Origin of the sequence: Anaeromicrobium sediminis (assembly GCF_002270055.1) — a bacterium.
In the GTDB taxonomy this organism is placed as follows: domain Bacteria; phylum Bacillota; class Clostridia; order Peptostreptococcales; family Thermotaleaceae; genus Anaeromicrobium; species Anaeromicrobium sediminis.
In genome coordinates this window covers 1-13,287 of the sequence record NZ_NIBG01000035.1, presented here as the reverse complement: position 1 = coordinate 13,287, position 13,287 = coordinate 1, and the positions used below count along the sequence as shown (strand labels likewise).

At 33.0% G+C, this 13,287-nt stretch carries 12 protein-coding genes; 10 read left to right on the top strand and 2 right to left on the bottom strand.

What is annotated here, in order from left to right; translation table 11 throughout:
* Positions 1-176 precede the first annotated feature (176 nt).
* Entirely contained in the window at positions 177-1,103 is a 927-nt protein-coding gene (locus CCE28_RS20915; protein WP_207652946.1) for an NAD-dependent epimerase/dehydratase family protein, read from the bottom strand.
* 175 nt (positions 1,104-1,278) lie between these two features.
* Between CCE28_RS20915 and cotE the strand changes: the two genes are divergently transcribed.
* A complete protein-coding gene (gene cotE / locus CCE28_RS20910; protein ID WP_095136054.1) occupies positions 1,279-1,866 on the top strand; it encodes an outer spore coat protein CotE in 588 nt (195 codons plus the stop codon).
* Between the two features lie 210 nt (positions 1,867-2,076).
* Here the strand turns inward: cotE and nhaC are convergent, their stop codons facing one another.
* Positions 2,077-3,486, bottom strand: coding sequence for a Na+/H+ antiporter NhaC (gene nhaC, locus CCE28_RS20905; protein WP_176461957.1), 1,410 nt, complete (start codon positions 3,484-3,486; stop codon positions 2,077-2,079).
* 785 nt (positions 3,487-4,271) lie between these two features.
* On the opposite strand from nhaC, the gene CCE28_RS20900 reads away from it, so the two are divergent.
* The 9 genes from CCE28_RS20900 to CCE28_RS20860 all read left to right on the top strand — a co-directional run.
* The gene (locus tag CCE28_RS20900) at positions 4,272-5,882 is read left to right on the top strand and encodes a spore germination protein (protein WP_095136052.1); all 1,611 of its coding nucleotides are present in this window, start codon (positions 4,272-4,274) and stop codon (positions 5,880-5,882) included.
* Positions 5,883-5,909: 27 nt separating this feature from the next.
* Positions 5,910-7,106 (top strand): Ger(x)C family spore germination protein, encoded by a 1,197-nt coding sequence (locus CCE28_RS20895; protein ID WP_095136050.1) that lies wholly within the window; start codon positions 5,910-5,912, stop codon positions 7,104-7,106.
* Between the two features lie 6 nt (positions 7,107-7,112).
* Positions 7,113-7,346 (top strand): hypothetical protein, encoded by a 234-nt coding sequence (locus tag CCE28_RS20890; RefSeq protein ID WP_095136048.1) that lies wholly within the window; start codon positions 7,113-7,115, stop codon positions 7,344-7,346.
* Positions 7,347-7,362: 16 nt separating this feature from the next.
* Positions 7,363-8,463 (top strand): GerAB/ArcD/ProY family transporter, encoded by a 1,101-nt coding sequence (locus tag CCE28_RS20885; RefSeq protein WP_095136035.1) that lies wholly within the window; start codon positions 7,363-7,365, stop codon positions 8,461-8,463.
* A complete protein-coding gene (locus tag CCE28_RS20880; RefSeq protein WP_095136033.1) occupies positions 8,464-9,441 on the top strand; it encodes a GerAB/ArcD/ProY family transporter in 978 nt (325 codons plus the stop codon).
* Entirely contained in the window at positions 9,401-9,769 is a 369-nt protein-coding gene (locus CCE28_RS20875; RefSeq protein ID WP_095136031.1) for a GerAB/ArcD/ProY family transporter, read from the top strand. The genes CCE28_RS20880 and CCE28_RS20875 overlap by 41 nt, the downstream gene beginning before the upstream one ends.
* 7 nt (positions 9,770-9,776) lie before the next feature.
* Entirely contained in the window at positions 9,777-10,862 is a 1,086-nt protein-coding gene (locus tag CCE28_RS20870; RefSeq protein WP_095136029.1) for a GerAB/ArcD/ProY family transporter, read from the top strand.
* A 43-nt stretch (positions 10,863-10,905) separates the two neighbouring features.
* Entirely contained in the window at positions 10,906-11,985 is a 1,080-nt protein-coding gene (locus tag CCE28_RS20865) for a GerAB/ArcD/ProY family transporter (protein WP_095136027.1), read from the top strand.
* Positions 11,901-13,287: endospore germination permease (locus tag CCE28_RS20860; protein ID WP_456297863.1), on the top strand; the 1,387-nt coding region annotated here is incomplete at its 3' end. The genes CCE28_RS20865 and CCE28_RS20860, both read left to right, overlap by 85 nt.

Sequence of the window (13,287 nt, the reverse complement as noted above, 5' to 3'; positions counted from 1 at the left end):
GAATACTTTTCACATATCTTCTCCGATAATTTAAAATTTTAATTGTTCTTCAATCAGACTTTCCTCATATGTAACCTGTACTCTTAACTCCTCATTAAAGTCCATATGATTTTCTGCCCTTTTATCATCCACACTACATTATATTCAACAAATCCATGTATGTGATATCTAGTTTTTTAGAGAATTGACTTGATATAATCTACTTGATTAGCTAAACCCTTTTCTATATCTACAGAAGCCTCATACCCAAATGACTCTTTTATTTTTTTTATATGAGCATAGGTATCTCTAACATCCCCTTCTTGTTTAGGCATAAATTTCATCTTTGTCTTTTTTCCTACTATTTTTTCTAGAATTCTAATAACCTCAATCAATTTTATAGGTCTGTTACTACCTACATTAAATACTTCACCTTCTACTGAGGACTCCATGGCTAATAAATTAGCTTTTACTATATCATCTATATAGGTAAAATCACGTCTCTGGTTTCCATCACCATATATTGATAAGCAAGTATCGTTAAGTATAGCTTTAATAAAGGTATTCATAGCCATTTCAGGTCTTTGCCTTGGTCCATATACAGTGAAATATCTTAGGGCTACTGTAGGGACTCCATAATTTTCAAAATAAAGATTGCAGAGTTGCTCTGCAGCCAACTTAGTCATACCATAGGGAGAAAATGGTCTAGGTAATTGAGACTCTTTCATAGGCAATGTATCTACATTCCCGTAAATAGAAGAAGATGAGGCGTATATGAACTTCTTTATGTTAAAATCTTTAACGATTTCTAGAAGTCGTTGAGTTGCAAGAACATTATTTTTTACATATATATCAAATTGAGCTCCCCAACTTCCCCTTACCCCTGGTTGCCCCGCCTGATGAAAAACATAATCTATATCCTTTAAATACAATTCTAATGGTGCTTCCATTAAATCTTCTTCCATAAAAGTAAAATCTTTACAAGATAACAATGAAGATAGATTTCTTTCTTTTAATTTTCTATCATAATATTCTGTAAAACAGTCTATACCAATTACCCTAAAGCCTTTATCAATAAGTGCTTCACTTAAATGTGAGCCTATAAAACCTGCGCAACCAGTCACTAAAACTTTTTTGGGTATAGTAATCACTCCCTTCCTTAAAGATCTCTATCTTTTCATACCAATATATGATTTGAATTATATTAGGTGTGATAAAATTTCAAAAGATTTTATAAATAATTTCACATCTTTATTCTCACTAGAATATTATAAATATAGAAAAAAAGGGGGGAAAGTTATGAACGACAAGAATAACTATAAGAGCAAAATGACAACCATAATTACTAACGCAGTATGTGGTAGGGCTACTCAGACATGTCAAACTACCATATTTATATGTTCTGAAAACAATGTAGAACCTACACAAGTATTAGGCTGTACTATAACAAATGCCAAAATTCGTGGAAGTAAATTCGAAGATTCTTCCGACAAGGATATAAACATTAGAATAGATGGGGAATTTGAAATTCATGTATGGTATGAAACTACTGGAGATACAGCTGTATCCAAAAATAATGGAAAATTCTCTGAAGTAATTTCTATAGAAAGTCTTGAAGAAGCAAAAGAATATCACAATAGGAGTATCTCAGCATGGATTAGTAAAAATCCAGTTTCTCTAGGTACTATGATTGTTAATAAAGCTGGCGTACCAATGATATCAATTCAGGTTGAATATGAATTAGGAGTAGAAGTTGTTGGTGAAACTGGAATAAATATTCTTTCTTATAAGTTGGATGATAAAGAGAAAGATGCTGAAATAAGTTTAGATTCTGTCTCTAAGGAGGAATTCAACTTCGATGATATCAACTACGATGATGTCGATTAATACTTAATTTCATTAACGAGGGGCTGTCTCAAAATGGTTTGAAAAATCATTTTAAGACAGCCCCTTTTCTATGAATTTAAAAAAACAATAAAAAAAAACACTTAAAATGGAAATATATTCTCATTTTAAGTGTCTCTTTATTGTCAAGCTTTAATATTTACCTAGATATAACACTAGAATATAAGCTCTTTCGTTTTTTTGTGTTTTTATTTATGCATCCTGCTCAATTGGCTCAATATCTTTAACCTTTTCCATAGTTATTCCTGTATATCCATAGAATATAGAAACTAATGGATTTAATAAGTTAAGGAAGGCATATGGTAAAAAAGCAAATGGATGAACGCCTAACGTTTTCCACATGAAACTACCGCATGTATTCCAAGGAACTAACGGTGAAGTTAAAGTACCCGAGTCTTCAAGAACCCTTGATAAGTTCTTTGGATGTAATCCCTTTTCATCGTATATTTCTTTATACATTCTACCAGGTATAACTATTGATAAATACTGATCTCCTGCAACTAAGTTAATAGCTATTGCAGTAAGAATTGTTGATAATACTAATGAACCTGTACTATTAGCAAACTTTAATATATATTCAGCAATTGCATGTAACATGCCCGCTTTTTCCATAATACCACCAAATGCCATTGCGCATAAAATCAGTGATACTGTCCACATCATACTATCTAATCCACCACGAGATAATAGGCTATCTATAGCTTCGATTCCAGTTGCTGATTCATATCCATAATGTGCTGCACCTATGATCTCTGTCATTCCAGCTCCTTGGAACATAGCAGCGAAAAGACCACCTAGAAGTGTTCCACCAATTAGTCCAGGAATTGCAGGAACTTTTAATATTACGATAGCAATAACAAGAATAGGTGGTATTAATAATAGTGGAGATATGGAGAACTGACTTTGTATTCCCTCAAGAATTGCATTGATTGAAGCCATATCCATATTATTACCTGCGTACTTCATACCAATTATTCCGTATAAAATAAGTGCGATAATTAAACTCGGACCAGTTGTGAAAATCATGTGTCTAATATGATCAAATAAATCTGCTCCAGCCATTGAAGGGGCAAGATTTGTTGTATCAGAAAGAGGTGACATTTTATCTCCGAAGTATGCACCAGAGATAATTGCTCCTGCTACAATCTCTACAGGTATTCCTAATCCTTGTCCAATACCGATAAGGGCAATACCAACTGTACCAGCAGTAGTCCATGAACTACCAGTAGCTAATGAAACTATGGCACAGATTAATGTTGTAGCAACTAAGAATATACCAGGCGATAGTATTTGTAAACCATAGTAAATCATAGAAGGTACTACACCTGCAAGTATCCAAGTACCAATAATCATACCGATTATCATTAGAATAAGGATTGCTGACATTGACATTTTAATTGTTTCTACTACTCCATTTTCAAGTTCTCCCCAAGTAAAACCATGCGTTATTGCGACAATTGTAGCAACAGCTGCTGAAGCAAGAATCGGAATATGTGGATCTCCTCCAAAATGCTTTAAAGTAAAAAATAATGCAACGACTAAAAATACTACTGGTATCAATGCTGCACCTATGGTGATTTTTCTTTTGCCCTTCAACTCCATAAAATAGAAACCCCCCAAAAATATTTTATATTTGTACCTTGGTTAAACAACTAAAGATAATAGCAATATAATGTGAATAGATTGCGAGAAATATATAATTATTCCAGAAAAGATTTAGTATAAAACTATGCATTTAAACTATATAGCTTGTCCACTAATATAATCCCTTTTTCAAAATAGAATGTAGCAACAATAGCTATTATCCAGTGTTTCTAAAGTAAACCCTTAGTTTTTCATTACAGCAAGTATTTAACAGCTATAAATTAACCTTTAGATATAAAAATTAATTTTCACATAAATTATTGCCAGTGATGTGGATAATAAAATAGAAAAACCTTCTTCTATAGTTAAATTAACATTATTCACAGAAGAAAATTCCAAAGATATGGTAAATTCTGAAAATAGAGATCATTTTCAATTAAAAGTATCAAATCACATGAAAAACCAAGTGATTTTTTTCGATTACACACTTAATAATGTTTAATCCAAAAGTACAAGTATAATTATATCACAAATCGGCAAAATTTTTATCAAAAAAATAAGAATTGATATAAATTTCTAAAAATTGAAAACCATTTTTAATTCAGATTCACTCCTGTCACAAAAGTTGAGGACCATTTACATATTAAAACTCCCCTCTACTTCTTTTTTTAAATTATATAATTTTTAAGTATTTGCATAAGATAAAAAATGAATCTCACAAACAGTTATTTCAATCTAAAACACAGTATAGGATTTCCATTCAAAAGAAATACTAAATAAAAAACAATTTAGGAGTTTTTGCCATGAAATCTATCTGGAGACTTTTTAAAACAAAAAGTAAAAGCACCAAACCCAATCAAAATACACAAAGAAAAAATAATAATCAACAGGGCCCTTTGAAAGCAAGTCTCCAAGAAAATATTCAACTAGTTAAGGAGACCTTGGGAGAAAGTAGTGACATAGTCATAAGGGAATTTTATGCCGGTGAAAAGAGCCAAATGAAAATAGGAATAATTTACACAGAAGGATTGGCCGATACGGAACTAATCCAGGATTTTATTATGAAGCCTTTGACTTTAGATATAAGAATGACTCACCTTGAGCCATCCGTTTGTTCACATAAAGAAACTCTTCAAATCTTAAAGGACTTTGTTCTCCCAAAGGGTAGTATAAAAGAGATTTCAGATTTAGAAAATCTTTTTTTACACCTCTTATCTGGAGATACTATCATATTAATTGATGGATATTCTGAAGGTTTTTCCGCAAGTTCACGGGGATGGAAAGACCGAGGGGTTACAGCCCCAGATTCAGAATCGGTTATAAGAGGGCCAAAGGATGGTTTTTCAGAGACTCTAAGAACCAATACTGCACTGATTCGTCGAAGAATAAAAGACCCTAATCTTTGGATAGAAACAAAGCAAATTGGGCGAAGAACAAAGACTGATGTGGCAGTAGCATATATAAAAGGAGTAGCAAATGATAATACTGTTAAAGAAGTACGTAGACGCCTTGATCAAATTGATATTGATGGCATATTGGAAAGTGGATATATTGAAGAACTCATTCAAGATGAAACCTATACTCCCTTTCCTACTGTATATAATACGGAACGACCTGATAGTATAGCAGCTGGTCTTTTAGAAGGACGAATAGCCATAATTGTAGACGGAACACCATTTGTTCTTTTAGTGCCAGCTTTATTTGTACAATTTTTCCAAGCTGCAGAAGACTATTATGAACGTTTTGATATTGCTACAATGGTTCGTATCATTCGCTATCTTTCATTTTTCGTCGCACTACTTACACCATCTATTTATATTGCCATTACTACCTTTCACCAGGAAATGATACCAACATCTCTTCTTATTAGTATTGCAGCACAACGAGATGGAGTTCCATTTCCTGCTTTAATTGAAGCACTACTGATGGAAATTACCTTTGAAATTTTGCGTGAAGCTGGAGTTCGAATGCCTAGGGCTGCTGGAGCTGCCATATCCATCGTTGGAGCTTTAGTATTAGGGGAAGCAGCAGTTCAAGCTGGTATAATTTCACCTGTAATGGTAATTGTGGTATCCATTACAGCCATTAGTAGCTTTGTGGCTCCTTCATTTAATATGGCTATTGCCGTTAGAATTTTACGTTTTATATTCATGCTATTAGCCTCCACCTTTGGACTATTTGGTATTACCTTAGGGCTTATTGCACTAACTCTTCATCTTTGTAGTCTACGCTCCTTCGGTATCCCTTATATGGATCCAATAGCCCCTTTTATTTGGGCTGATCAGAAGGATGTAATTTTACGTTTTCCTCACTTTGCCATGTTTTCTAGGCCCCGTTTAATGAACCAGGAAAATGTGATTCGTCAACAAAGTCCAACAATGGCAAAACCAAAGCCAACAAAGAATAATAAATAATAGGGTATTCTATAAAGGAGTTTTTCTATGAAATATAAAATTATTCGACTCTTGATACTAACCATTTTTATAAGTCTTTTAACTGGCTGCTGGAGTAAGCGGGAAATAAATGAACTTGCCATTGCTACGGCAATTGGAATTGACAAAAGTGAAGAAGGCTATCTTGTTACAGTACAACTTATCAACCCAGGAGAAGTTGCAAGCGAAAAAACCTCTACCCGTACAGCAGTCACTACATATCGAACTTCAGGAGAAACCATATTAGAAGCTCTAAGAAGATTGACCGTTGAAACACCCAGAAAAATATATATGGCCCATCTGAGATTACTTATATATGGTGAAGAATTAGCAGAAGAAGGCATAGGGGAAACTTTAGATTATTTCTCTAGGGATCATGAACTGCGTACAGACTTTTATATATTAGTAGCAAAAGATACAAAGGCTGAAAAACTTTTAAATGTTTTGACCCCAGTAGAGCAAATCCCAGCAAATAAAATATTCTCCTCATTGGAAATGTCTCAAAAGTCCTGGGGTCCAACCCATCATGTTCAACTAGATGAATTGATAAATAGCTTAGTTAGTAAAGGAAAAAATCCAGTATTGACAGGGGTTTCTATAAAGGGAGAGAAAGAAGTAGGAATGTCTACAAAAAATTTAGAAAGGGTTCAGCCCTCTACTATTGTAGAAATTACTAATATTGGTGGTTTTAGGAAAGATAAGCTTGTTGGTTGGCTAAATGAAGAAGAAAGCAAAGGATACAATTATATAATAGGTAAAGTAAAAAGTACCATTGTTGTGGTTTCTTCTAACGAAAAGGAGAAAATTGCTATTGAATTAATTAGAACAAACACAAAAGTAAAGGGCAAGGTAGAAGATGGAGAACCGAAAATAGATGTTGAACTTTGGACAGAAGCTACCATCGGTGATGCAGGATCCGAAATGGATTTGTCTAAATCTGAGAATATTTATAAATTAGAAAAAAAATTGGGAGAAAAAATAAAAAAAGCAATGGAAGCAGCAGTGAATAAAGCACAAACTGATTTAAAAAGTGATATATTTGGATTTGGTGAAGCCATTCATAGGGCAGATCCCAAATCATGGAGTAAATTGGAAAAATATTGGGATAGAAGATTTGAAAACCTAGAAGTGAATATAAAGGTTATTGCAAAGATTAGACGTCAAGGTACAATTACTAAATCTTTCTATAAAGAAGTAAAGGAGTAAAACTTTATGTGGCCTATTTTAGGAATTCTAACAGTTGCAATTGGAATGACATTATATGAGGTTCCCTCTTTAGTAGAAAGGAATCTAAAAAGGGAACTATGGGTATTTTTCATTTTACTCATATTTGGAGTAATTTTAAGTATTGCAGAAAGCTTAAATTTAGATATACCAAATCCATCTGATTTCCTTACGGTAATCTACAAGCCATTTACTGATTTCATATTAAATATTTTTAAATAAAGTCAAGGAGAACAGTATGTTTAACAATTGGAAAATAAGTCCTCATCAATTTGAAATATTAGTAGTCATGTGTTTTATTGGCACTTCTATCCTGTTTAGTCCAGTGGATCTAGCCACAACGGTTAAACAAGATGCTTGGCTAGGTGCTATAGCAGGGAATATATTAGGACTATTTTTAGTATGCCTTTACAATGCAGTAGGAAATTATTTTTCCAATATGACTTTAATAGAGTATGCTGAGAGTGTACTAGGGAAATGGCTGGGAAAAACCCTTTCTCTTTTATATTTTTCTTTTTTATTCATAAATTGTTCAATGATTTTGTGGATTGCAGGAGACTTCATAACAACTCAAATAACACCAGAGGCTCCTATTCAATTTACCAATACGCTTTTTGTTCTTATTGTTATCATGGGAACACGTCTAGGCCTAGAAACTTTTGCACGAGCAGCAGAGGTTTTATATCCTTTTGTTATTGGGCTTCTCATTATTTTAATGATTTTTGTCTTACCTGACATAGAATCTAAAAATATACAGCCAGTTTTTGAATATGGAATAAAACCCATGATAAAGGGAGGTTTATTTTATAGCAGCTTGTCTTCTCTTACACTAATCCCCCTTATGATGATTTTTCCTGCTCATGTTAATAACTTAAAAGAAGCTAAAAAGTCCTTCTTAAGGGGCACATTACTTGGAGGATTTGTCATATTCCTTATAGTAACCTTATGTATTTTGGTACTGGGACAAGATATGACAGCACGAAATGCATTTCCTAGCTATGCTCTTGCTAAAAAGATAAATATAGGAAACATTATACAAAGAATTGAAGCAATCATAGCCATAATATGGTTTATTACCACCTTTTATAAGATGCTCCTACATTTTTATGGAGCTACTTTAGGTCTTGCTCAAATCTTAAATTTGAAGGATTATCGTCCTCTTACTCTGCCCTTGGGTATGATCTTAGTAGTTCTTTCTCTAGTGGTATTTCCAAATGTCACCTATGCTGGTATATGGAATACTACAACTTGGCTACCTTACGTGTTAACCTATGGTTTTTTTCTGCCTTTACTGTTACTCATAGTATCCTTATTTCGAAAATCAAAAAAAAGAATTTAAATGTTTTTAGATAAAAACAAGGAGAACGATATGCTAGACAATTGGAAAATAAGCCCTGGTCAATTTAAAATATTAGTAATCATGTGTTTTATTGGTACTTCCATCCTACTTAGCCCAGTAGGCCTCGCTACAGACGCTAAACAAGATGCTTGGTTAGCTGCTATCATGGGGAATGTATTAGGATTATTATTAGTATGCCTTTATAATACTATAGGAAATTATTTTTCCAATATGACCTTAATAGAGTATACGGAGAGGCTACTTGGGAAATGGTTGGGAAAAACCATTTCTCTTATATTTGTTTCTTTTTTATTCATAAATTGTGCAATGATTTTGTGGCTTGCAGGAGACTTCATAACTACACAAATAACACCAGAGGCTCCTATTCAGTTTACCCATACGTTTTTTGTTCTTATTGTTATCATGGGAACACGCTTAGGTCTAGAAACTTTTGCACGAGCAGCAGAGGTTTTATATCCTGTTCTTATTGGACTTCTAGTTATTTTAGTGATTTTCCTCTTGCCTGACATAGAATTTAAAAATATGCAGCCAGTTTTTGAATATGGAATAAAACCTATACTAAATGGAGGTTTACTTTATGCAAGCTTTTCTTCTTTTACACTTATTGTCCTTATGATGATTTTTCCTGCTTATGTTAATAACTTAAAAGAAGCTAAAAAATGCTTTTTAAGGGGTACATTAATAGGAGGAATGGTCATATTCCTTATAACAATCTTATGTGTTTTAGTACTAGGACATGATATGACAGCACGAAATGCATTTCCCAGCTATGCCCTTGCTAAAAAGATAAGTTTAGGACACATTATACAAAGAATCGAAGCAATTATAGCCATAATATGGTTCATTACCATTTTTTATAAGATAATCCTATATTTTTATGGAACTGCTTTAGGCCTTGCTCAAATCTTGGAANGATATGACAGCACGAAATGCATTTCCCAGCTATGCCCTTGCTAAAAAGATAAGTTTAGGACACATTATACAAAGAATCGAAGCAATTATAGCCATAATATGGTTCATTACCATTTTTTATAAGATAATCCTATATTTTTATGGAACTGCTTTAGGCCTTGCTCAAATCTTGGAATTGAAGGATTATCGTCCACTTACTCTACCCTTGGGTATGATTTTAGTAGTTCTATCTCTAGTAGTATATCCCAATAGTATATATAAGGGTATATGGAGTTCTACAACTTGGATACCTTATGTGATGACCTATGCTTTTTTTCTACCCTTACTATTACTCATAGTATCTTTATTCCAAAAATCAAAAAAAGGAAAGTGAATCTGCCATGGAAAAATCAAAAATTAATATAAGACAACTTTTTTCATTAATGGTTTTATTTGAAATTGGCAGTGCCATTGTAGTTGGTTTGGGAATGAAGGCTAAACAAGATGCATGGCTTGCTATTATTCTTGGGATGGTTAGTGGACTCCTTTTATTCCTTATATACGGTTATATTTTTTATCAATATCCTAATCTTCCATTAACTAGTTGTATACAGAAGATTTTGGGAAGATATTTGGGCACCTTATTGGCTTTCTCATATATCCTTTATTTTATATATATTGCTTCAAGGGTGTTAAGGGATTTTGGTGAATTAATTGTTACTACTACACTAGACGGCACCCCATTAATCATAGTAAATCTTTTGATTATTTTAGTGGTAGCCTATGGAAGTTATTTAGGATTGGAAGTCTTGGCAAGGGCAGGAGAAATACTTTTTATGTTCATGATAGTTTTAGTTCTCTTATTTGTATCATTTCTATTTATCTCCAATCTACCTAAGATAGAAAATCTTCAACCTTTTTTACAAGACGGCTTAAAACCTGTTTTAACAACAGTTTTTCCTTTAACCCTCACCTTCCCCTTTGGTGAGATGATTGTATTTAATATGTTTCTACCTTATTTAAATAAGCCAAAGGAAGGCATAAAAACAGGATTGCATGCTATGATATTAAGTGGAATTCTGTTAAGTGCTGTTATTGCACTTAATATTAGTGTTCTTGGTGTCCACAATGCTGCTAATGCCACATTTCCTTCATATAAAAGTATACAAAAGATAAATATAGGCAATTTTATACAACGTCTAGATATAATTGGCATAATTACATTGATTATAGGAGGATTCTTCAAGATTGGAATCTTTTCCTATGGAGCTGTCATTGGTCTAGCTGATTTATTCAAAGTTAAAAAACATGACAAGCTTGTATATGCCGTTAGTATTGTTGTTTTCATAGGTTCAATACAAATTGCTAATAACTTTTCAGAACACATAGAAATAGGCTTAGACAAAGTTCCGACCTATGTCCATATACCACTACAGGTAGTAGTACCATTACTATTGCTATTTGTAATATTGATTAGAAAAGGTTAAATTTTCATGTTAAATATTTTTAAATAGAAGCAGGGAGAATAATATGTTAGACAAGCAGAAAATAAGTCCTCGTCAATTTAAAATATTAGTAATCATGTGTTATATTGGTACTTCCATCCTATTTAGCCCAGGAGGCCTAGCCGCAGATGCTAAACAAGATGCTTGGCTAGCTGTTATAGTGGGAAATATATTAGGATTATTAGTAGTATGCCTTTATAATACTGTAGGAAATTATTTTTCCAATATGACCTTAATAGAGTACACTGAGAAGGTACTAGGGAAGTGGCTGGGAAAAACTCTTTCTCTTTTATTTGTTTCTTATTTATTCATAAATTGTGCAATGATTTTGTGGATTGCAGGAGACTTCATAACCACACAAATAACACCAGAGGCTCCTATTCAGTTCACCCATATATTTTTTGTTCTTATTGTTATCATGGGCACACGCCTAGGCCTAGAAACTTTTGCACGAGCAGCAGAGGTTTTATATCCTTTTCTTATTGGGCTTCTCATCATTTTAGTAATTTTCACCTTGCCTGACATAGAATTTAAAAATATACAGCCAGTTTTTGAATATGGAATAAAACCAGTACTAAAGGGAGGTTTATTTTATGCAAGCTTTTCTTCTCTTACACTTATTGTCCTTATGATGATTTTTCCTGCTTATGTTAATAATATAAAAGAAGCTAAAAAATGCTTTTTAAACGGTTCATTAGTAGGAGGAATTGTAATATTTCTCATAACAGTCTTATGTGTTTTGGTACTAGGATATGATATGACAGCACGAAATGCATTTCCAAGCTATGCACTAGCTAAAAAGATAAGTTTGGGAAACATTATACAAAGGATCGAAGCAATAATAGCTATAATATGGTTCATTACTATTTTTTATAAGATAATCCTATATTTTTATGGCTCCGCTTTAGGCCTCGCTCAAATCTTAAACTTGAAGGATTATCGTCCACTTACTCTACCCTTGGGTATGATTTTAGTAGTTCTATCTTTAGTAGTATATCCCAATAGCATCTACGCTGTTATATGGAGCTCCACAACTTGGATACCTTATGTGATGACATATGCTTTTTTTCTACCACTACTGTTACTTATAGTATNATATTTTTAAATAAAAGTAAGGAGAACAATATGTTAGACAATTGGAAAATAAGTCCCTATCAATTTAAAATATTAGTAATAATGTGCTTTATTGGTACTTCTATCCTTTTTGATCCAGTAGCTCTAGCCATAGATGCTAAACAGGATGCTTGGTTAGCTGCTTTGGTAGGTAATATATTAGGATTATTGGTAGTATGCTTTTATAATAAGGTAGGAGGTCTCTTTCCCAATATGACATTAATAGAGTATACGGAGAAGGCACTAGGAAAATGGATTGGAAAAACACTTTCTTTTTTATTTGTTTCTTTTTTATTGATAAATTGCGCAATGATTTTGTGGGTTGCAGGAGACTTCATAACCACACAAATAATGCCAGAAACTCCTATTCAGTATACCCATATGTTGTTTGTTCTTATTGTTGTCATGGGGACACGCCTAGGTCTAGAAACTTTTGCACTAGCAGCAGAGGTCTTATATCCTTTTCTTATTGGACTTCTCATCATCTTAGCGATTTTTCTCTTACCTGGCATAGAGTTTAAAAATATACAGCCAGTATTTGAATATGGGATGAAACCTATATTGAGGGGAGGTTTATTTTATGCCAGCGCTTCTTCTTTTACACTTATTGTCCTTATGATGATTTTCCCTGCTCATGTGAATAATATAAGAGAAGCTAAAAAATCTTTTTTAAGTGGCACATTAATAGGAGGAATTGTAATATTAGTTATAACTACCCTATGCATTTTAGTGCTGGGACATGATACAACAGCACGAAATTCATTTTCTAGCTATGTACTTGCTAAAAAAATAAATTTAGGAAACTTTATTCAAAGAATCGAAGCAATCATAGCTGTCACCTGGTTTATTACTATCTTTTATAAGGTAATTCTATATTTTTATGGAGCTGTTTTAGGTCTTGCTCAAATCTTTAAATTGAAGGACTATAGGCCTCTAACTCTACCTATGGGAATGATTGTAGTAGTTCTTTCTCTAGTAGTATTTCCAAATAGTATGTATTCTGGAATATGGAACGTTGCAACTTGGATACCTTATGTACTAACTTATGCTTTTTTTCTACCACTACTNAGAAAATTAATATTTTTAAATAAAAGTAAGGAGAACAATATGTTAGACAATTGGAAAATAAGTCCTAGACAATTTAGAATATTAGTAGCCATATGTTATATTGGTACTTCCATCCTATTCAGTCCAATAGGTCTAGCCGCAGACGCTAAGCAAGATGCTTGGATAGCTGCTATCATGGGGAATATATTAGGATTATTATTGGTATGCCTTTATAATACTGTAGGAA

What these genes read in the sequence shown, in the direction of transcription:
- cotE (WP_095136054.1), top strand. Translation starts at nt 1,279, where the DNA reads ATGAACGACAAGAATAACTATAAGAGCAAAATGACAACCATAATTACT.
- nhaC (WP_176461957.1), bottom strand. Translation starts at nt 3,486, where the DNA reads ATGGAGTTGAAGGGCAAAAGAAAAATCACCATAGGTGCAGCATTGATA.
- CCE28_RS20900 (WP_095136052.1), top strand. Translation starts at nt 4,272, where the DNA reads ATGAAATCTATCTGGAGACTTTTTAAAACAAAAAGTAAAAGCACCAAA.
- CCE28_RS20895 (WP_095136050.1), top strand. Translation starts at nt 5,910, where the DNA reads ATGAAATATAAAATTATTCGACTCTTGATACTAACCATTTTTATAAGT.
- CCE28_RS20890 (WP_095136048.1), top strand. Translation starts at nt 7,113, where the DNA reads ATGTGGCCTATTTTAGGAATTCTAACAGTTGCAATTGGAATGACATTA.
- CCE28_RS20885 (WP_095136035.1), top strand. Translation starts at nt 7,363, where the DNA reads ATGTTTAACAATTGGAAAATAAGTCCTCATCAATTTGAAATATTAGTA.
- CCE28_RS20875 (WP_095136031.1), top strand. Translation starts at nt 9,401, where the DNA reads ATGACAGCACGAAATGCATTTCCCAGCTATGCCCTTGCTAAAAAGATA.
- CCE28_RS20870 (WP_095136029.1), top strand. Translation starts at nt 9,777, where the DNA reads ATGGAAAAATCAAAAATTAATATAAGACAACTTTTTTCATTAATGGTT.